The organism is Paraburkholderia ginsengisoli NBRC 100965, assembly GCF_000739735.1.
GTDB classification, from domain to species: Bacteria; Pseudomonadota; Gammaproteobacteria; order Burkholderiales; family Burkholderiaceae; genus Paraburkholderia; species Paraburkholderia ginsengisoli.
The window spans coordinates 256,338-278,838 of sequence record NZ_BBJF01000011.1 but is presented as its reverse complement, the minus strand read 5'-3'; the positions used below and the strand labels follow the sequence as shown (position 1 = coordinate 278,838).

Annotated in this window: 19 protein-coding genes and 1 tRNA gene; 13 read left to right on the top strand and 7 right to left on the bottom strand. The window is 65.5% G+C overall.

What is annotated here, in order from left to right; translation table 11 throughout:
- Positions 1-60 precede the first annotated feature (60 nt).
- Entirely contained in the window at positions 61-1,176 is a 1,116-nt protein-coding gene (locus BGI01S_RS19835) for an ABC transporter ATP-binding protein (protein WP_042327688.1), read from the top strand.
- A gap of 105 nt (positions 1,177-1,281) precedes the next feature.
- Here BGI01S_RS19835 and BGI01S_RS19830 read toward each other — a convergent pair whose 3' ends face one another.
- The 5 genes from BGI01S_RS19830 to trxB form a co-directional block, all read right to left on the bottom strand.
- Complete coding sequence (locus tag BGI01S_RS19830) at positions 1,282-2,199, bottom strand: LysR family transcriptional regulator (RefSeq protein WP_042327687.1); 918 nt, start codon at positions 2,197-2,199, stop codon at positions 1,282-1,284.
- A 114-nt stretch (positions 2,200-2,313) separates the two neighbouring features.
- Positions 2,314-2,973, bottom strand: a complete 660-nt coding sequence (locus BGI01S_RS19825) for a glutathione S-transferase family protein (RefSeq protein ID WP_042327686.1) — start codon at positions 2,971-2,973, stop codon at positions 2,314-2,316.
- A 171-nt stretch (positions 2,974-3,144) separates the two neighbouring features.
- Positions 3,145-3,765: a trimeric intracellular cation channel family protein gene (locus tag BGI01S_RS19820; protein ID WP_042327756.1), complete on the bottom strand. Its 621-nt coding sequence runs from the start codon at positions 3,763-3,765 to the stop codon at positions 3,145-3,147.
- A 13-nt stretch (positions 3,766-3,778) separates the two neighbouring features.
- Positions 3,779-4,543 (bottom strand): Smr/MutS family protein, encoded by a 765-nt coding sequence (locus BGI01S_RS19815; RefSeq protein ID WP_042327685.1) that lies wholly within the window; start codon positions 4,541-4,543, stop codon positions 3,779-3,781.
- A 395-nt stretch (positions 4,544-4,938) separates the two neighbouring features.
- On the bottom strand, positions 4,939-5,940 hold the full coding sequence (gene trxB / locus BGI01S_RS19810; protein ID WP_042327684.1) for a thioredoxin-disulfide reductase: 1,002 nt from the start codon (positions 5,938-5,940) through the stop codon (positions 4,939-4,941).
- A gap of 348 nt (positions 5,941-6,288) precedes the next feature.
- Between trxB and BGI01S_RS19805 the strand changes: the two genes are divergently transcribed.
- Together BGI01S_RS19805 and lolA are read left to right on the top strand one after the other, a co-directional pair.
- Entirely contained in the window at positions 6,289-8,598 is a 2,310-nt protein-coding gene (locus BGI01S_RS19805; protein ID WP_042327683.1) for a DNA translocase FtsK, read from the top strand.
- A 112-nt stretch (positions 8,599-8,710) separates the two neighbouring features.
- A complete protein-coding gene (lolA, locus tag BGI01S_RS19800; protein WP_042327682.1) occupies positions 8,711-9,445 on the top strand; it encodes an outer membrane lipoprotein chaperone LolA in 735 nt (244 codons plus the stop codon).
- A gap of 121 nt (positions 9,446-9,566) precedes the next feature.
- On the opposite strand, the gene BGI01S_RS19795 is transcribed toward lolA, so the two are convergent.
- Positions 9,567-10,487 carry a LysR family transcriptional regulator gene (locus BGI01S_RS19795; RefSeq protein WP_042327681.1) on the bottom strand — a complete coding sequence of 307 codons (921 nt, stop codon included), beginning with the start codon at positions 10,485-10,487 and terminating at the stop codon, positions 9,567-9,569.
- Positions 10,488-10,670: 183 nt separating this feature from the next.
- Here BGI01S_RS19795 and speB point away from each other — a divergent pair, with 183 nt between their 5' ends.
- Entirely contained in the window at positions 10,671-11,660 is a 990-nt protein-coding gene (speB, locus tag BGI01S_RS19790; protein ID WP_042327680.1) for an agmatinase, read from the top strand.
- A 77-nt stretch (positions 11,661-11,737) separates the two neighbouring features.
- On the opposite strand, the gene cytX is transcribed toward speB, so the two are convergent.
- The gene (cytX, locus tag BGI01S_RS19785) at positions 11,738-13,054 is read right to left on the bottom strand and encodes a putative hydroxymethylpyrimidine transporter CytX (protein ID WP_042327679.1); all 1,317 of its coding nucleotides are present in this window, start codon (positions 13,052-13,054) and stop codon (positions 11,738-11,740) included.
- A gap of 362 nt (positions 13,055-13,416) precedes the next feature.
- On the opposite strand from cytX, the gene BGI01S_RS19780 reads away from it, so the two are divergent.
- The 9 genes from BGI01S_RS19780 (at position 13,417) to BGI01S_RS19740 (ending at position 22,460) form a co-directional block, all read left to right on the top strand.
- The gene (locus BGI01S_RS19780) at positions 13,417-14,730 is read left to right on the top strand and encodes a replication-associated recombination protein A (RefSeq protein ID WP_042327678.1); all 1,314 of its coding nucleotides are present in this window, start codon (positions 13,417-13,419) and stop codon (positions 14,728-14,730) included.
- A gap of 167 nt (positions 14,731-14,897) precedes the next feature.
- On the top strand, positions 14,898-16,193 hold the full coding sequence (gene serS / locus BGI01S_RS19775; RefSeq protein ID WP_042327677.1) for a serine--tRNA ligase: 1,296 nt from the start codon (positions 14,898-14,900) through the stop codon (positions 16,191-16,193).
- Between the two features lie 174 nt (positions 16,194-16,367).
- A tRNA-Ser gene (locus BGI01S_RS19770) sits at positions 16,368-16,458 on the top strand.
- Positions 16,459-16,679: 221 nt separating this feature from the next.
- Positions 16,680-17,981: an NAD(P)/FAD-dependent oxidoreductase gene (locus BGI01S_RS19765; protein ID WP_042327676.1), complete on the top strand. Its 1,302-nt coding sequence runs from the start codon at positions 16,680-16,682 to the stop codon at positions 17,979-17,981.
- 98 nt (positions 17,982-18,079) lie between these two features.
- Positions 18,080-18,880, top strand: coding sequence for a DUF1365 domain-containing protein (locus BGI01S_RS19760; RefSeq protein ID WP_042327755.1), 801 nt, complete (start codon positions 18,080-18,082; stop codon positions 18,878-18,880).
- A 12-nt stretch (positions 18,881-18,892) separates the two neighbouring features.
- A complete protein-coding gene (locus BGI01S_RS19755; protein ID WP_042327675.1) occupies positions 18,893-20,104 on the top strand; it encodes an SAM-dependent methyltransferase in 1,212 nt (403 codons plus the stop codon).
- Position 20,105: 1 nt separating this feature from the next.
- The gene (locus BGI01S_RS19750) at positions 20,106-20,630 is read left to right on the top strand and encodes a chalcone isomerase family protein (RefSeq protein ID WP_042327674.1); all 525 of its coding nucleotides are present in this window, start codon (positions 20,106-20,108) and stop codon (positions 20,628-20,630) included.
- Between the two features lie 330 nt (positions 20,631-20,960).
- Positions 20,961-21,746, top strand: coding sequence for a type I methionyl aminopeptidase (gene map / locus BGI01S_RS19745; protein ID WP_042327673.1), 786 nt, complete (start codon positions 20,961-20,963; stop codon positions 21,744-21,746).
- 180 nt (positions 21,747-21,926) lie between these two features.
- Positions 21,927-22,460 carry a GNAT family N-acetyltransferase gene (locus BGI01S_RS19740; protein ID WP_042327672.1) on the top strand — a complete coding sequence of 178 codons (534 nt, stop codon included), beginning with the start codon at positions 21,927-21,929 and terminating at the stop codon, positions 22,458-22,460.
- Positions 22,461-22,501 lie beyond the last annotated feature (41 nt).

The window sequence follows — 22,501 nt, the reverse complement described above, 5'->3', positions numbered from 1 at the left end:
GGCGCCGCCGTCACCCGACAAGACGTTTTCAGGCAGTACAGAGACAAGAGGATTCACAGCATGGCAAGCCTTTCCATCCGTGACGTGTACAAGACCTACCCGAACGGGGTGCCGGTTCTGAAGGGTGTCAACATCGACATCGAAGACGGCCAGTTCCTGATTCTGGTCGGCGGCTCGGGCTGCGGTAAGTCGACGCTGCTCAACATGATCGCCGGCCTCGAAACCGTGACCAAGGGCGAGATCCAGATCGACGGCAAGACGGTGAACAACCTGTCGCCGAAAGATCGCGACATCGCGATGGTGTTCCAGTCGTACGCGCTGTATCCGTCGATGACGGTGCGCGAGAACATCTCGTTCGGCCTGAATATCCGCAAGGTGCCGAAGCAGGAGCAGGCGCAGATCGTCGATCGCGTGTCGAACACGCTGCAGATCACGCACCTGCTCGACCGCAAGCCGGGGCAACTGTCCGGCGGCCAGCGCCAGCGCGTGGCAATGGGCCGTGCATTGGCGCGCGACCCGGTGATGTTCCTGTTCGACGAACCGCTGTCGAACCTCGACGCGAAGCTGCGTATCGAGATGCGTTCGGAAATCAAGCTGCTGCATCAACGCCTCGGCACGACGATCGTCTACGTGACGCACGATCAGATCGAAGCGATGACGCTCGGCGATCGCATCGCGGTGATGAAGGACGGTATCGTCCAGCAGTTCGGCGCGCCGCAGGAAATCTACGACTCGCCGTCGAACCTGTTCGTGGCCGGCTTCATCGGCGCGCCGCCGATGAACTTCATCCAGGGCAAACTGGTCGAGCAGGGCGCGGGCGTCGGCCTCGAACTGGACACGGGCGTCGCGCGCAAGGTGCTGAACCTGCCGTTCGACTCGGCGAAGGTGAAGTCGCACGTCGGTCGCGAAGTGATTCTCGGCTTGCGCCCGGAGCGCATCACCGACGCGCGCGGCGCGCATGGCGACAACGCGCAACTGCAGCCGATCGAAGTGAAGGTCGACGTGATCGAGCCGACCGGCCCGGACACGCTGGTGTTCGCGCAGGTCAACGGCAAGCGCATCGTGAGCCGCGTGCACCCGGCGTCGAATCCGCAGCCGCTGACGAACACGACGCTGCTGTTCGATACGTCGAAGGCGGTGCTGTTCGATCCGAGCAACGAAGAACGGATTGCCTGAGCGCGAGCGTTGCGCCAGTTGGCGGTTTGATGCTTCAGTAAAAAAGCCCCATGCGTTGTTTCGCAACGCATGGGGCTTTGTCTTGACGCCCGCGTATTGGCGGCCTTACGCGTCCGGAATGCGCAGATCCGGATTGTTGTGCGTCAGCTCGCTCACCCAGTCGATGAACGCGCGCAGCCGCGAACTCAGATTGCGGCGATGCGCGTATAGGATCGACAGCGGCGTGCCGGGGCTCGTGTAGTTCGTGAGGATTTCCTTCAGCGCGCCTTGTTCGATCAGCTCGGCGACCATGAAGCGCGACGGCTGGATGATCCCGTGGCCGAGCGCGCCCGCGCCGATGTATACCGACCCGTCGTTCACGGCGAGCACGCTTTTCATCGCTACTTTCGCGATCTCGCCGTCCACTTCGTATTCGAACGGGAAGGTGCGGCCGGTACGCGCCGACACGTAGTTGACGGCGCGATGCTGCGCGAGTTCTTCGAGCGTGGTCGGCGTGCCGTATTTCTGCAGATACGCGGGGGACGCGCACGTAACGATGCGCGCTTCGCCGATGCGTTTCGCGACGAGGCTCGACTCCTCCGGCGTGCCCATGCGGATCACACAATCCACACCATCCTGGATCAGATCGATGTTGCGATCCGCGAGGCCGAGACGCACGTCGATCTGCGGGTATTGCCGGTAGAAATCGTCGAGCGCGGGCAGCAGCAGCGCGCGGGCAAGCGTGCCGGACGTATCGACGCGGATCGTGCCGGCCGGACTCTCGCGCTTGTTCGACAGCGACGATTCGGCGTCGGCGACTTCGGCGAGAATCTGCACGCAGCGCTCGTAGAACGACGCGCCGTCTTCGGTCACGCTCACCTGGCGCGTCGAGCGGTTCAGCAGACGCACGCCGACGTGTTCCTCAAGCGCCTGGATCGTGCGGCTGACTTTGGCGCGGGGCAGGTCGAGCGATTCGGATACTTTGGTGAAGCTGTTCGCCTCGACCACACGCGTAAATATCTCCATCGCTTCGAAACGGTCCATGGTGTGCCTTATGAGTGACGGCCGGAAGTGGCTTTCGGGTGGAAGTTTACCGGGTGGAAATCATGTTGTCGCGAAAGGGTGGAGTCGGCGCGGCGGCTCGCCGATGAGCGCTGCTCAGTCGCGGTCCGGCGCGCCGAGCGGAAACAGCGGTCGATACGGCCGCGCTTCGTCGACCGCGCGCGCGAACGACGGCCGCGCCAGCAATCGCTGACGGTACGCCCGCACGTTTGCGAAGGCCGGGCCGATCGGATGGGTCCAGTCGGCGTAGAAGAGGAACGGCGCGGCGCCGCAGTCGGCCAGGCTGAAGATGTCGCCGGCGGCCCATTCGCGCCCGGCCATCACCTGGTCGAGCCAGCCGTACGCGGTGTCGAGCATCGCGCGCGCGTTGGCGACCGCCTGCGGATCGCGCTCCGCCTCGGGGCGCATGCTGTCGTAGACGATCTTCTGCTGCGGCGTCGACACGTAGTTGTCGAAGAAGCGGTCCATGCTGCGCACTTCCAGTGCGGCGCGGGCGTCGGCGGGTAACAGCGCTGTCGGCCCCGGATGATAAAGACCGAGATATTCGATGATGATGCTCGCCTCGACCACGGTCCGGTCTCCGTCGACCAGCACCGGAAAACGCTTGATCGGCCAGAGCGCGGCGAATTCCGCCATGACGTGCGGGTCGTCGTGCGCCAGCAGGCGCAGCTCGAACGGCGTGCCGTTTTCGTAGAGCGCGGTCAGGACCTTCTGGCAGTACGACGAGAACGGGTGGGCATAGAGCTTCGGGGTCATCGTGGTCACCTAGGGCGGTTGCGGGGGCGCGCGTGGCGCAACGACGGCCGCGGGGGCCGTTTATCTCACGACGAACGGCGGCGGTGAAAATCGACAGTCATGTCCGCCGCTTACTGCGTGCCGCTTGCCGCGAACGTCGCCGACGCGCTGAAGTGCGGACGGCGCGCGCGCTCAATGCGGCAGACGCACGTCGAACCGGAACGTCACCAGCCGTGCCAGCAGGATAAACGCGGTCGCGATCAGCACGCTATACACGGTGTCGAAATTCACGTAGTCGAGCAGCACGTACAGCCAGCAGCCGACGAACGCGCAGGTCGCGTAAGGCCGCGAGTCGCGCAGGATCAGCGGTACCTCGTTGCACAGCACGTCGCGGATCACGCCGCCGAACACACCGGTCAACACGCCCATCATCACCGACGTGAACCACGGCATCTGCGCGTCGTGCGCGATCGACGTGCCCGCTATGCTGAAGAGGCCGAGGCCCACCGCGTCGGCCACCAGCAGTACCCGCTCGGAGAGCAGGCGCGAGGTCATCTTCAGCAGCGTCGGCGCGAACAGCGACATCACGAAGATCGCGATCAGATAGCCCTGATGCTCGACCCAATAGAACGGCCGCCGCTCCAGCAGCACGTCGCGCAGCGTGCCGCCGCCGAAGGCCGTGGCGATCGCCACGAGAAAGGTGCCCACCGCGTCGAGCCGGCGGCTGCGGGCTTCGATGAAGCCGGAAATGGCGTACGCGAAAATCGCCAGCGCTTCCATGATGGTCAGCGCAAGCGTCAGCCTTGGATGGATCACGGTGACTCCGTCAAGGCTTGGCGGAAGGCGGCACCGCGCCCGGCTGCAGCAGCACGACCACCGCGCCGGCGCCGCCGTCGTGCGGACGCGCCTGACAGAACGCGATGACCTCGGACTTCTGCACCAGCCACGCGCGCACTTTGCCCTTCAGCACCGGTTCCTTGCCGATCGATCCCAAGCCCTTGCCGTGGATCACGCGCAAACAGCGCAGCCCGCGCTTCACCGATTCGCGGATGAACTCGGCGAGCGCCTCGCGCGCTTCGTCGCGGCGCATCCCGTGCAGGTCGATTTGCGACTGCACGATCCAGTCGCCGCGCCGCAGTTTGCGCACGACTTCCCGGCTCACGCCGGGGCGGCAGTAGGACAGCGTTTCATCGGTTTCGAGCAGCACCTCGGGGTCGAACTCGTCGGAGATCGCTTCGTGCAGCACGGCTTCTTCGTCGAGCAGCGTTTGCACCGGCAGCGGCGGTGGGGGATTGCGCGGCAAGGTGGCGCGCGGCGGCACCGCGAGTGGTGCGACCGAGCCGATCTCGCGGCGAAACAGGTCGGCGTCCGCCGAGGCTTCGCGCTGCGCGGCGGCCGCCGCGGCGCGTTCCCGCTCGCGGCGTTGCGTATCGACCTTCAACGCGTCGCGCAACGCGCCGAGACCGGCGAGACCGGCTGCGGGATCGAGCTTCGGTTTGACGGCGGCCGCGGCCGGTTCGGGCGCGGAGGCGGCCTTGGCGACGGCGCGTGCGCGTTTCGGTTCGCTGGGATGGGGCTGATTCTTCGGCATATCGGTAGTACACGCAGAAATGTGGGTCGGTCGCGCGACGGTTTTTTAGCGGCTTCGAAACGGGCAGTGAGGTTGACGGTGCGGTGGTGTGCGCGGCAGCGAGTGAGCGGCGGATGCGTTGCAAGTGGGCGTCAAATGCGCAACGCAAACACGGCCAATGCAAAACACGTGCAGCGCAAACGCTGCGCAGGGCGTGATGCAAAGACGCGTGGCGCGACTACAAGGCAACCGCGTAAAGGCAACCGCGCAAAGGCAACCCGCAACGCAACCTCCCGCGCCGGAACACAAAAAAGGCCGCCGGCTTTTCAGCCGCGGCCTTCTCTCAAGCAAGCGGCCGGGTCAAACCCAGCCGCCATTTTACCGTCGCGCCAAACGTCGCCGTCCAGCGCCGCCGATCAACGCTCGGCTTCCTGGCTCATCGCATGCTCGCCGGCCATCTCGTTGATGGTTTCCAGATAGCGCTGCGCGTCCAGGGCGGCCATACAGCCGGTGCCCGCGCTGGTGATCGCCTGACGGTACACGTGGTCCTGCACGTCGCCCGCGGCGAACACGCCCGGCACGCTGGTGGCGGTCGCGAAGCCGTTCAGGCCGCCCTTGGTGATGATGTAGCCGTTCTTCATCTCCAGTTGACCCGCAAAAATATCCGTGTTCGGCTTGTGGCCGATCGCGACGAACAGGCCCTGCAACGCGATGTCGGTGGTTTCGCCGGTCTGCGTGTGCTTGACGCGCAGGCCGGTCACGCCGGATTGATCGCCGGTCACTTCGTCGAGCGTGTGGTTCCACTTGATCTCGACGAGGCCTTCCTTTTCCTTCGCGAGCAGACGGTCGATCAGGATCGGCTCCGCGCGGAACTTGTCGCGGCGATGGATCACGGTCACTTTCTTCGCGATGCCCGACAGGTACAGCGCTTCTTCGACCGCGGTATTGCCGCCGCCGATCACGGCCACGTGCTGCTGCTTGTAGAAGAAGCCGTCGCAGGTCGCGCAGGCCGACACGCCTTTGCCCATGAATGCTTCTTCGGACGGCAGGCCGAGGTATTGCGCCGATGCGCCAGTCGAGATGATCAGCGAGTCGCAGGTGTATTCGCCCGAATCGCCGATCAGGCGAATCGGCTTCTCATCCAGCTTGGCCGTGTGGATGTGGTCGAAGATGATTTCGGTGTTGAAGCGCTCGGCGTGCTCCAGGAAGCGCGCCATCAGTTCCGGTCCTTGCACGCCGTTGGCGTCGGCGGGCCAGTTCTCGACGTCGGTCGTGGTCATCAGTTGGCCGCCTTGGGCGAGACCCGTGACGAGCACCGGCTGCAGATTGGCGCGCGCCGCGTAGACCGCTGCCGTGTAGCCGGCGGGACCGGAACCGAGAATCAGAACCTTGGCGTGTTTCGTTGAAGTTGCGGGCATGATTGAATCCTTATACGGCGCCGGGCTCGCCCATGCGAGGCCGTGCGACTTAAGCTGAAACTGTAGATGGGTGCCAGTCCGGCATTATAAAGGGCGGGGCGCGCGGCTGCTCCATGAAGCTTTCCGATCGCCGCGATAGGTGTGCGGCGCGCGCTCGCGGGACGCCGCCGGGACCGCCGCTCTGTGGCCAATCGGCCAAGTTACCGTCATTTACAGCCTTGCGCGGGGCACTGCGTTTACAATAGGCCCGATCGAAGTTGCCGGTCGCCGGGATCGGACCCGAAGCCACGCTGGGCGAGGCTCTGGCCGCGTTCCGGTCGGCAACCGGCTACCCACGCAACAGGATCAATGGCAAAAGCTCCCTATTCCGCGAGCGCGCAGGCGTTGCCGCACCGCATGTCGCGCCTTTTCACCGAAATCCGCTGGATCCTGCAGGTGGCGCTCGGCGTATTCCTGCTCATGGCGCTCGTCAGCTACAGCAGACACGACCCGAGCTGGACCCATGCCGCGCAGGTAGACCATATTTCCAACTGGGCGGGCCGCGTCGGCGCGTGGACTTCGGACATCCTGCTGCTGCTGTTCGGGCTGTCCGCGTACTGGTGGATCGTGCTGCTCGGCCGCCACATTTCCCGCAACTACAAGCGCATCACCCGACACGAAGACGGGGAGGACGACGAGCCGCGCGGCGTGAGCTGGCTCGCGGACGCGTTCGCGTTCATGCTCGTGCTGCTCACGTGCAACGGCATCGAGGCGCTGCGCATGTGGTCGCTCAAGGTGCAGTTGCCGCGCGCGCCGGGCGGGGTGGTCGGCGAGGCGGTCGCGCGCGGCGTGTCGCATGCGCTGGGCTTCACGGGCGGCACGCTCGCGCTGCTGATCGCGCTTGCGATCGGCTTGTCGCTGTACTTCCGGTTTTCGTGGCTGTCGGTGTCGGAGAAGGTCGGCGAGTCGATCATTTCCGCGGTGACGTTCGCGAAGCTGCGCCGCGAGGCCGGCCGCGACCGCAAGCTCGGCGAAGCGGCGGCGGTCAAGCGCGAAGGCAAGGTCGAGAAAGGCCGCGTGCGGATCGAGGAACACGAGCCGGTGATGATCGTGCCGCCGGTCGTCACGCCGGCCAAATCGGAGCGCGTCGAGAAGGAACGGCAAGTGCCGCTCTTCACCGACCTGCCCGGCGACTCCACGTTGCCGCCCATCTCTTTGCTCGACCCCGCGCCCGCCGCGCAGGAATCCATCTCCGCCGATACGCTTGAATTCACGTCGCGCCTGATCGAGAAAAAGCTCAAGGACTTCGGCGTCGAAGTGAGCGTGGTCGCGGCTTATCCGGGGCCGGTCGTCACGCGCTATGAAATCGAGCCGGCCACGGGCGTGAAGGGCAGCCAGATCGTCAATCTGGCGAAGGACCTCGCGCGTTCGCTGTCGCTCGTGTCGATCCGCGTGGTCGAAACGATTCCGGGCAAGAATTTCATGGCGCTGGAGTTGCCGAACCAGCGCCGCCAGACGGTGAGCCTGTCGGAGATTCTCGGCTCGGCGGTCTATGCGGACGCCGCGTCGCCGCTGACCATGGGTCTGGGCAAGGATATCGGCGGCAAGCCGGTGTGCGCCGACCTCGCGAAGATGCCTCACTTGCTGGTCGCGGGTACGACCGGTTCGGGCAAGTCGGTCGGCATCAACGCGATGATCCTGTCGCTGCTCTACAAGGCGAGCGCCGAGCAGGTCCGCATGATCCTGATCGATCCGAAGATGCTCGAAATGAGCGTCTATGAAGGCATTCCGCATCTGCTGTGTCCGGTCGTCACGGACATGCGCCAGGCGGGCCACGCGCTGAACTGGGCGGTCGCCGAAATGGAGCGCCGCTACAAGCTGATGAGCAAGCTCGGCGTGCGCAATCTCGCCGGCTACAACAACAAGATCGACGAAGCGGCCAAGCGCGAAGAGAAGCTGCCGAATCCGTTCAGCCTCACGCCGGATGAGCCGGAGCCGCTCACGCGTCTGCCGAACATCGTCGTCGTGATCGACGAGCTGGCCGACCTGATGATGGTAGTCGGCAAGAAAGTCGAAGAGCTGATCGCGCGGATCGCGCAGAAGGCGCGCGCGGCCGGCATCCATCTGATTCTCGCGACTCAGCGTCCGTCGGTGGACGTGATCACCGGCCTGATCAAGGCCAACGTGCCGACGCGGATGGCCTTCCAGGTGTCGTCGAAGATCGACTCGCGCACGATTCTCGACCAGCAGGGCGCGGAATCGCTGCTCGGCATGGGCGACATGCTCTATCTGCCGCCTGGCAGCGGCTTGCCGGTGCGGGTGCACGGCGCGTTCGTGTCGGACGAAGAGGTGCATCGCGTCGTCGACAAACTCAAGGAGCAGGGCGAGCCGAACTACATCGAGGGCATCCTCGAAGGCGGCGTGACCGGCGAGGGCGACGAAGGCTCGGCGGGGGGAACCGGATCGGCCGACGGCGAGTCGGACCCGCTGTACGACCAGGCGGTCGACGTGGTGCTGAAGAACCGCCGCGCGTCGATCTCGCTGGTGCAGCGGCATTTGCGCATCGGCTATAACCGGGCCGCGCGTTTGCTCGAGCAGATGGAGAACTCGGGCGTGGTGTCGGCGATGTCGTCGAACGGGAATCGCGAGATTCTCGCGCCGGCGCGGGAAGCGGAGTAAGCCGTCGCGTTCGTCGCGCCACGAGGCGCGGTCGCTATCCGGCGCGCGGTCCTGGGCGCCGTCTGCGCATCGGCCGCCGCGCCCATCGAATTCAATCAAGGGAGAAAAACACATGCAGCTATTCGCGCAGCAGCGCGCTCGACAGAGTGCTCAAGCCAGCCGCTTCGGCCAACTCGCGCGGACCGTCGTGCGTAGCGTCGGCAGTGTGGCGATCGGCGCGTCGATGCTCGTCGCGACGCACGCGTTCGCGAGCGGCACCGAGCAACTGAAGGCGTTCGTCGCGCAAGTGCATTCGGCGCGCGGCACCTTCGTTCAGCAGGAAGTCCGCGCGCCGAGCAAGGCCCAGGGCGCGAGCGGCGCGCTGTCCACCGGCGGCGCGGGCAAGACCGGCACGTCGAGCGGCACCTTTACGTTCGCGCGTCCGGGCAAGTTCATCTGGCAATACGAGAAGCCCTATGCGCAACTATTGCAGGCGGACGGCGACAAGCTCTACGTGTACGACAAGGACTTGAATCAGGTGACGGTGCGCGCGCTCGGCGGCGCGCTCGGCGCGAGCCCGGCGGCGATCCTGTTCGGCAGCAACGATCTCGACAAGAACTTCACGCTGCGCGACGCGGGCGTGAAGGCCGGGATCGACTGGCTCGAACTGACGCCGAAGGCGAAGGACACGCAGTTTCAACGCGTCGGTATCGGCTTCAAGGACGGCAATCTCGAAGCGATGGAATTGCACGACGTATTCGGCAACGTGACGCTGCTGACGTTCTCGAACATCCAGAAGAACCCGTCGCTGCCCGCCGATGCGTTCAAGTTCACGGTGCCGAAGGGCGCGGATGTGATCAACGGGTAAGCCTGCTGGTTGCCGTAGCTCTGCAGGCAGCAGTCGACGAAAAAGCCGCGCTTCGAGCGCGGCTTTTTTGTGGCCGGGTGCCTGCGCAAAAAGGCGCTTGTCGAAAGCGCGTGGTAGCGCGCTACGCGTCCCCTTGCGGGACCTGCACTGCATGCGCGGCCTTCATATCGTCGATAAACGCGTCGACGATTTCCGTTCGATGCTCGCGCGCCCGCGTGACCATATGAAACGCGACGCGGTAGCGCATCGCGGCCGGATTCAACGCGGCGAGCAGTCCCTGCTCGACGAACGGCGCCGCGAAATGCCCCGGCAGATAGCCGAGGTGATGCCCGGACAGCACCAGCATCGCGACCGCTTCCATGTTGTCCGCCACCGCCGTGACGTTCTGCGGCGTGGTCGAACTCCCGGCTTCGGGCAACGGATAACTGCGCCACGCCCATTCATGCTGCGCGGCCTCGTCGGGCGACACGCCGCCGGCTTGCGCGAACAGCGGGTGGCCTTTCGCGCAATAGGCGAACTGGTCCTCGGCGAACACCTCGGTGTAATCGAGCGACGGCACGCGGTGCCAGAAATAGCCGATGCCCACCTGAATCCGCCCATTGAGCAGCAACTCTTCCAGCTCGCCCGGCGAGCGCACGAGGATCGAAAAGCGCACCGACTGATCGCGCGCGCGAAAGCGGCCGATCGCGTCGCTGACGCGCGCGCTGGCCGATACCGGCGTGTGGCCGATCATGCCGATCGCGAGCGTGCCGACCAGCTTGCGGCCCACGTTGCGCGCCTGCATGCCGAACGTATCGACGGCCGACAACAGCGCGCGGGCGGCGTCGATGAACTGCTCGCCGCGCGCGGTCAGGCTGAAGCCGCTGCGGCCGCGCTCGCACAGCCGGTAGCCGAGGCGCGTTTCGAGCGTCGCCAACTGCGTGCTGATGGTCGACTGGCCGATATTGAGCGTCGCCTGGGCCGGCGACACGCCGCCCGCGTCGACGATGGCGAGAAACACGCGGATCAGCCGCAGGTCGAGGTCGGTGAGTTGGGAGAACATGCTTCAGCATACATCGATAGAACTCGATGTGAAGGGTGCGGCGGCGCTATTTAAGTTGTGTGGAATCGGCTCAAGAATCGTAGTTCTCCCGGCGAGGCGGGTCGCTTCGAGGCTTGTCTTCAGCCGGTTTGCGCAGATTTCGAGCGCTGCGTCCCGCAGTAGCCTTTTCATTGCCGAGCCACGATGAATACTTCCTCCTTCATTTCCCCCGAAGCCGGCGAACGGCCGCAGCCGTTGTCCGGCAACGCGATGCCCCGCTGCGGCGGCATCGCGACGATGATGCGGCTGCCGAACGTCGGTTCGGCCGCGGGCTTCGACGCGTGCTTCGTCGGCGTGCCATTCGATCTCGGCACGTCGAACCGCACCGGCGCGCGTTTTGGGCCGCGCCAGATCCGCAGCGAATCGGTGCTGCTGCGCCCGTACAACATGGCGACCCGCGCGGCGCCGTTCGACTCGCTGCGCGTCGCCGATCTCGGCGACGTCGCGATCAATCCGTACAACCTGCACGATTCGATCGCCCGGATCGAAACCGCGTACGACGAAATCCTGCAGCACGATTGCAAGCCCATCACGCTCGGCGGCGATCACACGATCGCGCTGCCGATTCTGCGTGCGATTCATCGCAAGCACGGCAAGGTCGGGCTGATTCACGTCGACGCGCACGCCGACGTCAACGACACGATGATGGGCGAGAAGATCGCGCACGGCACACCGTTTCGCCGCGCGGTGGAAGAGGGCTTGCTCGATTGCGAGCGGGTCGTGCAGATTGGTCTGCGCGGCACCGGCTACGCGGCGGAAGACTTCGACTGGTGCCGCGATCAGGGCTTCGAAGTCGTGCAGGCCGAGGCGTGCTGGAACCAGTCGCTCGCGCCGCTGATGGCGCGCGTGCGCGAGCGTATGGGCGACGGCCCGGTGTACATCACGTTCGATATCGACGGGATCGATCCGGCCTTCGCGCCGGGCACGGGCACGCCGGAGATCGCGGGGCTGACGGTGCCGCAGGCGCTGGAGATCATTCGCGGCGCACGCGGGTTGAACATCGTCGGCTGCGATCTGGTCGAGGTTGCGCCGCCGTACGATCCGTTCGGCACGACCGCGTTGCTCGGCGCAAATCTCGCGTTCGAGTTGCTGTGCGTGCTGCCGGGTGTCGAGTATCGGACTTCCACGCGGTGAGCTGACGCTCAATAAGGAAAGGCCTGCATTTGCAGGCCTTTTCGCGTTTTCTTCCGACTGGCGGTATCGCTAGAACATTACGCGTACGCCGTCTTGCGAGCGGACACGAACACGTAGTAGCACAGCGCGCCGATCGCGAGCGACGGCAAGGTCGCGCCGAGATTCGGCAGCCATTGATTGATCACCTGATACGACGCGATGCCAATCGCCCACGCGATGAACGCGCTCAGATGCCAGCCGCCCGAAAAGCCGTAACGACCGCGCACGTCGGCGAGCACGGCCGCTTCTATGCGGCGCTTGCGCACGATGAAGTGATCCATCAGCACGACGCCGAACAGCGGCGCGAATACCGAGCCGATCAGCAGCAGGAAGTTCTGATACTTCGCCATCGGCACGAGCAGCGCGATCAGCGTGCACAGCGCGCCGAACGCCGCCGACAGCAACGGCACGCTGCCGCGCGTCCAGAACGTGCCCGTCGAAACCGCGGCTGAGTGGATGTCGGCGAACGCGTTGTCGATTTCGTCGATCAGGATCAGCAGCAGCGCGAGGCCGCCGCCGGCTTGAGCCAGCGCGCCGGTCAACAACGCATCGCCGCCGCCGGCCGCGAGACCGTAGACCGCGCCGAGCGCGTAAAACCAGATGTTCGCGATGCCATAGCCGAGCAGCGTGCCGCGGAAGGTTTCGCCGGGGCGTCGGCCGAAGCGGGTGTAGTCGGCGATCAGCGGTAGCCACGACAGCGGCATCGCCACCACCAGGTCGATCGCGCCGCCGAACGACATCTCGCCGGTGCCCGGACGGCGCATCAGCTCGGCCAGGTTATGCCGCGCGAGCAGATTCCACGTGAGCCATACCGCGCCCGCGAGCAGCAGCCAGATGCCCCACTTGCGCAGAAAGCGCCGCACGAACGACAGCGGACCGCTGATCGCGAGCAGCGTCGCGAGCAGGCCGAACACGACTGTCCAGATCAGCGGCATCGAGAGGCCGAATGCCTGCTTGGCGAGGGCGTCGGCGGAATCGCGCATCACGATCACTTCGAACGAACCCCAGCCGACCAGCTGCACCGCGTTCAGCACCGCCGGCACTGACGCGCCGCGCACGCCGAGCGTGGGGCGCAGCGACGACATCGCCGCGAGTCCCGTGTCCGTGCCGATCACGCCGGCCAGCGCGAGCAGCACCACGCCGATCACGCTGCCGATCACGATCGCGAGCAACGCATGCGGCAGCGACAGCCCCGGCACCAGCAGCGCGCCGGCCTGCGCGACCAGCAGGCCGATGCCGAGCGAGAACCAGAGCGCGAACGCGTCGCCGGTACGGAATGCGCGACGCGCATCGGGCACCGGCGTGAGCGGCGCGTAGGTGGAACCGGCGTCGCCGGCGATTGGATCTTGTGCCATCTGTGGTCTTGTCCCTGTTGTGTTGCGATGTTGCTTGCCATACAGCCGGCGCGGTGTGTGCCGGGCGGCTTGTGCGGTTGATACTGCTATGCGGTTAATCGAGTCTTCAAAGTTTGCGGTTGCCTTTCGGGCCGCGGTTGCGCGGTGGTTCCGTTCGCGGCTGCGGCCGTCATGGCCGAACTGATTGAGGGCGTTTCCGCCCAGATCATCCGCCCGCGCCGCTCGACCCTCGTCCGGACGCCGTCACTGTCATAATGCAGGACGTTGCCCGCACCCTCGCGTGCCGGCTTTGCGCTCATCCGGCAGCACGCCGCCTTCCCACGGACCGCGTCCGGAAAAGCCGAGATTATCCCCAAAACGTCATGTTTGAAGAAACCCGTGCCAATGTTCCGCTCGCCGAACGCCTGCGGCCCCGCAATATCGACGAAGTGATCGGCCAGAAGCATCTGCTCGGCCCGAACAAGCCGCTCAGGGTCGCGTTCGAATCCGGCGAAGCCCATTCGATGATCCTGTGGGGCCCGCCCGGCGTCGGCAAGACCACGCTCGCGCGGCTTATGGCCGATGCGTTTCACGCCGAGTTCATCGCGTTGTCGGCGGTGCTCTCGGGCGTGAAGGATATCCGCGAAGCCGTCGAGACCGCGCAGATTCATCGCGCGAACGGCCATCAGACGCTGGTGTTCGTCGACGAAGTGCATCGCTTCAACAAGAGCCAGCAGGATGCGTTCTTGCCGCACGTCGAATCGGGACTGTTCGTGTTCGTCGGCGCGACGACCGAGAATCCGTCGTTCGAGGTGAACAGCGCGTTGCTCTCACGGGCAGCCGTCTACGTGCTCAAGAGCCTGACCGACGACGAGCAGCGCGAACTGCTCGACCGTGCGCAGCAGGAACTCGGCGGCCTCACGTTCACCGACGAAGCGCGCGATGCGCTGATCGGTTCCGCCGACGGCGATGGCCGCAAACTGCTGAACAACCTCGAAATCGTCGCGCGCGCGGCTGCGCAGCAAAAGACTACGGAGATCGACGGCGCGTTGCTCGGCAGCGCGCTCGCGGAAAATCTGCGCCGCTTCGACAAAGGCGGCGACGCATTCTACGACCAGATCAGCGCGCTGCATAAATCGGTGCGCGGCAGCAGCCCGGACGGCGCGCTGTACTGGTTCTGCCGGATGCTCGACGGCGGCGCGGACCCGCGTTATCTGGCGCGCCGCATCGTGCGCATGGCCTGGGAGGACATCGGACTCGCCGATCCACGCGCCGCGCGCATCGCGCTCGACGCCGCCGAAACCTACGAGCGCCTCGGCACGCCCGAAGGCGAGTTGGCGCTGGCGCAGGCGATCATCTATCTCGCGGTCGCGCCGAAGTCGAACGCGGGGTACAACGCGTACAACGAAGCGCGGCGCTTTGTCGGCAAGGATCAGTCGCGCGGCGTGCCGGTGCACTTGCGCAACGCGCCGACCAAGCTGATGAAGGAACTCGGCTACGGTCACGAGTATCGCTACGCGCACGACGAGCCCGACGCGTACGCGGCCGGCGAGACCTATCTGCCGGAGAACATGCGCGAGCCGCACTGGTACGAGCCGACGCCGCGCGGGCTCGAAGGCAAGATCGGCGACAAGATGGCGCGTCTGGCCGAACTCGATGCGCAATGGCGCAGCGAGAACAAGCGCAAGAAGGGCTGAGGCTTTGCGGTTTTCCCATACGGCCCGTCGCGCCGATGCGGTCGCTGCGGTGTTCGCCTTGCCGGCAATCCGGACGCGCCGACCACGCGCCGACCATCTAAGGCACCGGCCGCGCGCGCCGGTGCGCTAAAATCCCCCCTTCATACAACGAATACCCGTCCCATCCCATGCTCGACATTCAGCTGCTGCGCAAAGACCTCGACGGCGTCGCCAAACGCCTCGCCGACCGCGGCTATACCTTCGACGTGGCGGCGTTCACCGCGCTCGAAGCGGAACGCCGCGACACCCAGACCCGTACCGAAGAAATGCAGGCGCGCCGCAACAGTCTGTCGAAACAGATCGGCGCGATGAAAGGCAAGGGCGAGGACACCTCGGCGGTGATGGCCGAAGTCGGCGGTATCGGCGACGAGATGAAGGCGTCGGCAGCGAAGCTCGACGATATCCAGAAGCGTCTGTCGGACCTGCTGCTCGGCGTGCCGAACATCGCGCACGAAAGCGTGCCGGTCGGCAACGACGAAGCCGGCAACGTCGAGGTGCGCCGCTGGGGCACGCCGCGCCAGTTCGATTTCGAGGTGAAGGATCACGTCGATGTCGGCACGCCGCTCGGGCTCGACTTCGAGACCGGCGCGAAGCTGTCGGGCGCGCGCTTCACGCTGCTGCGCGGACAGATTGCGCGGCTGCATCGCGCGCTCGCGCAGTTCATGATCGACACGCACACGCAACAGCACGGCTATACCGAGGTGTACACGCCGTACATCGTGAATCCGGAGATTCTGTACGGCACCGGCCAACTGCCGAAGTTCGCCGACGACATGTTCCGCGTCGAGAAGGGCGGGGAAGAGAACACGGTTACGCAGTATCTGATTTCGACGTCGGAAATTTCGCTGACTAACACGGTGCGCGAGAGCATCGTCGAAGCGGACGCGTTGCCGATCAAGCTGACCGCGCATTCCCCGTGCTTCCGTTCGGAAGCGGGCTCGTATGGACGCGACACGCGCGGGCTGATTCGCCAGCATCAGTTCGACAAGGTCGAGATGGTGCAGATCGTCGCGCCGGACGCGTCGTATGACGCGTTGGAGCAGATGGTCGGCCACGCCGAGGCGATTCTGCAGAAGCTGGAACTGCCGTATCGCGTGATCACGTTGTGCACGGGCGACATGGGCTTTTCGGCGGCGAAGACTTATGACCTCGAAGTGTGGGTGCCGGCGCAGAACACCTATCGCGAGATTTCGAGCTGCTCGAACACGGAGGCGTTCCAGGCTCGTCGGATGCAGGCGCGTTATCGCAATGCGCAGGGCAAGCCAGAGCTGGTGCACACGTTGAACGGCTCGGGGCTGGCGGTGGGCCGGACGCTCGTCGCGGTGCTGGAGAATTTCCAGAACGCCGATGGTTCGGTGACGGTGCCGGCGGCGCTGCGACCTTACCTCGGCGGTGTGGAACGGCTGGAAGTGCCGGTGGCGTGATCGCCGCTGCGGCGGTGTGCTTCCAGGCCCCTCGAAAATTTCTAAAAATTTTTTCGACGATGGGCTTGGAAAAGCGATTCGACCTGTTCTATAATCTTGCTCTCCCAAGCAAACGACCCGCTTGGATCTGACGAAGCAGTAGCAAGTAGTTGAGGGCTGCGAGTCGGAATACCCGGAAAGGTGGCAGAGTGGTCGAATGTACCTGACTCGAAATCAGGCGTACGGTTTTCCCGTACCGTGGGTTCGAATCCCACCCTTTCCGCCAAATTAAAAACCCCCGCAGAGCGAAAGTTCTGCGGGGGTTTTGCTTTTAGTTCGGCCAAGGGGTTCGGCCATTGCTCGCGCATGTTGTCGAGCGGCGCGACGCGGACGCACAAGTTACCTCCTGCATCCATTCCCGCCCCCGCTGCGTAAATCCCCTCAAGGACGCACGACCCCGCCACACCCGATTGGCTAATCACCGCGCGTCCCTCAAGGAGATGCGCCATGCCCAGCCTCGTACCGACCTCCCCACCGCCGCGCGGCTCGCGGATCGCGGTCATCGGCGCGGGCATCTCGGGTTTGGCCAGTGCGTATCTGCTGGCGCGGCACTACCAGGTCACGCTGTTCGAAGCGGCCGGCTACGCGGGCGGCCACACCAACACCGTCGACGTCACGCTCGACGGCCACACGCATCCCGTCGACACCGGCTTCCTGGTGTTCAACGACCGCACCTACCCGAATCTGATCGCGCTCTTCAACGAACTCGGCGTGCAGTCGCATCCGAGCGACATGACCTTCTCGGTGTCGCTCGATGAAGGTCGTCTCGAATGGGCCGGCACCAGCCTGAACACCGTCTTCGCGCAGCGCCGCAATCTGTTTTCGCCGACCTTCATCGGCATGCTGCGCGACATCATGCGGTTCAACAGCGGGGCCGAGCAGAACCTCGCACTCGCGCTGCAAACGCGCGCGTCGATGGGCGAACTGCTGGCGGCCGGCGGCTACGGCGGCGCGTTCCAGCGCCACTACCTGCTGCCGATGGCCGCTGCGATCTGGTCGAGCGCCACCGCCGACATCCTCGCGTTCCCGGCCACCACGTTCCTGCGCTTCTGCCTGAATCACGCGCTGCTGCAGATGAATCGGCGGCCGCAGTGGCGCACGGTGATCGGCGGCGGTCGCGAGTACGTGACGCGCATCACGAGCAAGCTCGATGATGTGCGTATCGGCACCGCGGTGCGGGGCGTGCGACGCGATGCCGATGGCGTCGACGTTCACAGTGACGGCGGCACCGAGCGCTTCGACGCGCTGGTGCTCGCCACGCACGCGCCGACCACGCTGCGCCTGCTCGAAGACGCCGATCCGGACGAGCGCGGCGTACTGAGCGCCGTGCGCTATCAGCCGAACGTCGCCGTGCTGCATACCGATACGACGCTGCTGCCGCGTCGTCAGCGCGTGTGGTCAGCGTGGAATTATCTGGGCAGGCGAGGTGTCGACGGCGCGCATCCGGTGTGCGTCAGCTATCTGGTCAACCAATTGCAGCCGTTGCCGTTCAGCACGCCGCTCGTCGTCACGCTCAATCCGGTGACGCCGGCCGCGCCCGGCACCGAATTGCGCCGCTTCCACTACGACCATCCGCTATTCGATCTCGCCGCGATCGATGCGCAGCATCGCTTGCCATCGCTGCAGGGCAAACGCCGCACGTGGTTCGCGGGCGCGTGGACGGGCTACGGCTTTCACGAGGACGGTCTGAAGTCGGCGCTGCGCATCGCCGCCGATTTCAATGTGTCGCCAGCGTGGGCCACGCTATGAAGCCCGCTCGCACCGGGCCCGCAAGCGACGACGCGAACAACGTCGCAGGCAACGTCGCCGACCTCGCGCCCGCTGCCTGGCTGCTGACCGGCCGCGTGATGCACGAGCGCCTGCGGCCGAAGCGTCATCGCTTCACCTATCCCGTGTTCTACGTGCGTTGCGATCTGGACCGTCTCGCGTCGCTCGACAGCGGCTGGTTCGGCATCGATCGCTGGCGGCCGCTCAGTCTCCATCGGCGCGATCACGGTCCGCGCGACGGCAGCGAGCTTGCCGTGTGGATGCGCGCGCAACTGGCGGCGGCGGGCATCGAAGAAGCGAACGGCACGATCTGGCTGCAAGCGTTTCCGCGCGTGTTCGGCTATGCGTTCAACCCGGTCAGCGTGTGGTTTTGCCACGACCGCGACGGTCGCCTGCGCGCATTGCTCGCCGAAGTGCGCAACACGTTCGGCGAGCGCCACAGCTATCTGCTTGGCGCGCGACACAACGCGCCGATCACCGCCGACACTGCGCTCACCTGTCGAAAAGTGCTGCACGTGTCGCCGTTTTGTCGCGTGGAAGGGGGCTACACGTTCCGCGTCGACGAACGCGCGAACGAGGCCGTCAGGCGCGCATCGATTGCGATCGACTACCACGACGCCGACGGCCTGCTGATCCGCACGGCGTTGACTGGCCGCCTGCAGCCGCTGACACGCGCGAACGCCTGCGCCGCGCTGCTCCGTCAGCCGCTGCTGACGATTGGCGTGGTGGTGAGAATTCACTGGCAGGCGCTGCGCCTCGCGTTGAAGAAGACGCCGTTCTACGGCAAACATCCGGCGCCCGCCCGCGGCGCCGATTCATCCACCGACCACACCGCAGCCGGCCGTTCGTCCGCTGCCGCGCAGTCCATCCCGTCCGATTGAGGAGCTTCAGCCATGGCGCTTTCAAGAACCCTGAGCGGGCAGCAAAGCGTGCCTGCATCGGGCCGTCTGTTCCTATCCTTGCTCGAACGGATTCGCGGCGGGCATCTGGTGCTCGTCACGCCCGACGGTCAGCAGCGCATGTTCGGCGATTCGCACGCGGCACCGGGTGCGCGTCTGGAGTTGCGTGACTGGCGCGCGTGCGGCGCGATCCTGCGCAAGGGCGATATCGGTTTCGCCGACGCGTGGCGCGCGTGCTGGGTCGACACGCCCGATCTCGCGGCGCTGCTGCGCGTCGCGATCCGCAACGAGCGCGCGCTGCAACGCACGGTGTACGGCGGCTGGCTCGCGCAACTCTGGTACGGGCTGCGTCACCGCTTGAGGCCGAATACGCGCTCGGGCAGCCGGCGCAATATCCACGCGCATTACGACATCGGCAACGCGTTCTACGCGCAGTGGCTCGATCCGACTTTCACCTATTCGAGCGCGGTGTTCGACGGCGATGCCGGTCGCTCGCTCGAAGACGCACAGCAGGCGAAGTATCAACGCATCATCGATACGCTCGGTTTGCGCGCGGGCATGCGGATTCTCGAAATCGGCTGCGGATGGGGCGGCTTTGCGCTGCACGCGGCGCGCCAGGGTATCGACGTGCATGGCGTGACGATCTCGCCGGCGCAACTCGAATTCGCGCAGGCGCGGGCGCGCGAAGCGGCACTCGGCGACCGCGTGCAACTCGAATTGCGCGACTACCGGAGCCTGACGGGACAGTACGACGGCATCGTGTCGATCGAAATGTTCGAGGCGGTCGGCGAGTCATTCTGGCCGACGTACTTCGGCATGCTGCGCGGACGTCTGCGGCCGGGCGCCCGCGCGCTGGTGCAAACCATCACGATCGACGACTCGCACTTCGCCGCTTATCGCGCGACGAGCGACTTCATCCGCGAGTTCATTTTTCCGGGCGGCATGCTGCCGAGCCCGCAGCGTTTCGTCGACGCGGCGTGGCGCGCGCGGCTGGTGGCGTGCACGTCGCTCGCCTTCGGGCGCGATTATGCGGAGACCTTGCGCCGCTGGCGCAGCGCGTTCGAAGCGCAACTCGACACGATCCGCACGCAGGGCTTCGACGACGTTTTCGTGCGCACGTGGCGGCTGTATCTCGCGTATTGCGAAGCGGGCTTCGACGAAGGCCGCACCGACGTGATGCAGTTCGTGCTCGCGAAGGCCGACTGACATGCGCGCGTTCGCGGCGCTGGCGTTGGCGCTGAAGTTGGCGTTGTGGGCGAGCGCCGCGTGCGCCGATTGGCGTGGTGACGTGCAGCCAGCGCGGCTCGTCGGCGAAGGCGACTTCAGCGTGTTCGGCTTCACGCTGTATCGCGCGCAATTGTGGAGCGAACGCACGCCGGTCGATTACGACGCGCGCTTCGCGCTGCACATCGTCTATACCCGCAGCATCACGCGCGAGCGCCTGGCGCAGACAGGCCTCGGCGAGATCAGGCGGCTGGCCGCCGCGCCCATTCCGGCCGAGACGTTGGCGCGCTGGCGCGCGGACATGCTGCGGGCGTTCGCCGATGTCGTCGCCGGCGACCAACTCAGCGCCGTGTATCTACCGGATAAGGGCGTGCGTTTTTATTCGGGCGAGCGCATGACCGCCGAGTTCGACGATCCCGTTTTCGCGCGGGCATTCTTCGGCATCTGGCTCGATCCGGCGACGCGTGCGCCGGACTTGCGCAGGCAGTTGCTCGGCATTGCGCAGTAGTGGGGCGAGTCGTTTGCTGACCCGTCGCGAGGCGATGGCCGGTGTGTGCCGCGGTTCGTGCAACCGGCGGTCGTGTGTCGCCCACGTGTTGCCTCATGCGAAGCGTGCACGAAGGCACAAAGCGCGCGACGGCATTTCCGATGCCGCGCCACCATCTCAATAAAATCAGCAAGCTCGCCCATTCGGGCCATTTTGCCGGGCCTGCGCAGCGATCCTCTGTACAATTGGCCGATCGATCGCCGGCGTGAGCCCTGATTCTCCCTGCCGCGTGCGGCGCGGCCCGGCATCCGCTGAACCTCGAACCCCACCCGACCCACATCGATTGAATTCATGGCCATTACCTACAAGACTCCCGACGACATCGCCAAACTACGCATTTCCGGCCGCCTCGCAGCCGACGTGCTGGCCATGATCGGCGAGCACGTCAAGGCCGGCGTCTCCACCGAAGAACTCGACGCGCTGTGCAATGACTTCATCGTCAACACGCAAAAGTCGATTCCGGCCAACGTCGGCTATCTGGGGTTTCCCAAGACCATCTGCACGTCGGTCAACCAGGTGGTGTGCCACGGCATCCCGAATCGCGGCGAGATCCTGAAGGACGGCGACATCATCAACATCGACGTCGCGATCATCAAGGACGGCTACTTCGGCGACACCAGCCGCATGTATTGCGTCGGCCAGCCGAGCACGGTCGCGCGCCAGCTGGTCGACACGACCTACGAGGCGATGCTCGCCGGCATCCGTGAAGTGAAGCCGGGCGCGACGCTCGGCGACGTTGGCTACGCAATTCAGAAAGTGGCCCAGCGCGACGGCTTCTCGATCGTGCGCGACTACTGCGGGCACGGCATCGGCAAGGTTTATCACGAAGACCCGCAAGTGCTGCATTACGGCCAACCGGGCCAGGGCGTGCGTCTGAAGCCGGGCATGGTCTTCACGATCGAGCCGATGATCAACGCGGGCCGCGCCGGCACCAGCGTGCAGCGCGACGGTTGGACCGTGGTCACGAAAGACCGCTCGCTGTCCGCGCAATGGGAGCACATGATCGCCGTCACCGACGACGGTTATGAGCTGCTCACGCCGTGGCCGGACGGCACCGGCAGCTACGCAGCGCCGTGACTGCGCCGTGCGCGCGGCACGAGGAGCTTGCAGTCCATGTCATTGGCATGCGTTGCCGCTTCGTTGTGCAGGCCGCGTGCGAACACGTCGAGCGGCGGCGCGATCGGGTCAATAATGATTTGACTCGCGCGCCGGTTCGGTTAAAGCTACGCCTTAGGGTTTCAAGGGGTTTTCGTCTGCATGAGTCCGTCATTGACCGTTCGCCGTATCGCCGCTGATCAGGGCGCCGTTTTCCGCGAACTCCGTACTGCGTCGTTGCGGGAGGCGCCCTATGCCTTCGGCGCGACGCTCGAGGACGCGTTGTCGGCCGATGCCGCCAGTTTCGACACCACCGCCGCGGATCGCGCGGTTTCGTTGTCCGTTGCCACCTTCATCCTCTACACCGAAGGCCATCCGGCCGGCCTGATCGAAGCGCATTTCGACGACAGCGCGGCGCGCCGCGCGTTCGTCTGCGAGTTGTGGGTGGCGCCTGCCGTGCGTCATCTGCGCGGCGGCGAGTTGCTGGTCGATACGGCCGGCGATTGGCTCGCCGGCGAAGGCGCGACGGAAATCTATGCGTGGGTCGCCGACGCCAACCGCAATGCAATGCGCTTCTATGAAGCGCTCGGTTTCGGTCCGACCGGCGAACACCGGCGTGTCGAGCGCGCGCCCGAGCAGGTCGAAAGTCTGCTGGTGCGCCACGTGCCGAGCACGTCGCAGGTGTTTCAGCAGTGATCTCGCGAGCGGCGCAACAGTCTGCCGCTCGATTCCCTTCC

Coding starts and splice junctions, on each gene's coding strand:
- BGI01S_RS19835 (WP_042327688.1), top strand. CDS start 61: ATGGCAAGCCTTTCCATCCGTGACGTGTACAAGACCTACCCGAACGGG.
- BGI01S_RS19830 (WP_042327687.1), bottom strand. CDS start 2,199: ATGGACCGTTTCGAAGCGATGGAGATATTTACGCGTGTGGTCGAGGCG.
- BGI01S_RS19825 (WP_042327686.1), bottom strand. CDS start 2,973: ATGACCCCGAAGCTCTATGCCCACCCGTTCTCGTCGTACTGCCAGAAG.
- BGI01S_RS19815 (WP_042327685.1), bottom strand. CDS start 4,543: ATGCCGAAGAATCAGCCCCATCCCAGCGAACCGAAACGCGCACGCGCC.
- trxB (WP_042327684.1), bottom strand. CDS start 5,940: ATGCCCGCAACTTCAACGAAACACGCCAAGGTTCTGATTCTCGGTTCC.
- BGI01S_RS19805 (WP_042327683.1), top strand. CDS start 6,289: ATGGCAAAAGCTCCCTATTCCGCGAGCGCGCAGGCGTTGCCGCACCGC.
- lolA (WP_042327682.1), top strand. CDS start 8,711: ATGCAGCTATTCGCGCAGCAGCGCGCTCGACAGAGTGCTCAAGCCAGC.
- BGI01S_RS19795 (WP_042327681.1), bottom strand. CDS start 10,487: ATGTTCTCCCAACTCACCGACCTCGACCTGCGGCTGATCCGCGTGTTT.
- speB (WP_042327680.1), top strand. CDS start 10,671: ATGAATACTTCCTCCTTCATTTCCCCCGAAGCCGGCGAACGGCCGCAG.
- cytX (WP_042327679.1), bottom strand. CDS start 13,054: ATGGCACAAGATCCAATCGCCGGCGACGCCGGTTCCACCTACGCGCCG.
- BGI01S_RS19780 (WP_042327678.1), top strand. CDS start 13,417: ATGTTTGAAGAAACCCGTGCCAATGTTCCGCTCGCCGAACGCCTGCGG.
- serS (WP_042327677.1), top strand. CDS start 14,898: ATGCTCGACATTCAGCTGCTGCGCAAAGACCTCGACGGCGTCGCCAAA.
- BGI01S_RS19765 (WP_042327676.1), top strand. CDS start 16,680: ATGCCCAGCCTCGTACCGACCTCCCCACCGCCGCGCGGCTCGCGGATC.
- BGI01S_RS19760 (WP_042327755.1), top strand. CDS start 18,080: ATGCACGAGCGCCTGCGGCCGAAGCGTCATCGCTTCACCTATCCCGTG.
- BGI01S_RS19755 (WP_042327675.1), top strand. CDS start 18,893: ATGGCGCTTTCAAGAACCCTGAGCGGGCAGCAAAGCGTGCCTGCATCG.
- BGI01S_RS19750 (WP_042327674.1), top strand. CDS start 20,106: ATGCGCGCGTTCGCGGCGCTGGCGTTGGCGCTGAAGTTGGCGTTGTGG.
- map (WP_042327673.1), top strand. CDS start 20,961: ATGGCCATTACCTACAAGACTCCCGACGACATCGCCAAACTACGCATT.
- BGI01S_RS19740 (WP_042327672.1), top strand. CDS start 21,927: ATGAGTCCGTCATTGACCGTTCGCCGTATCGCCGCTGATCAGGGCGCC.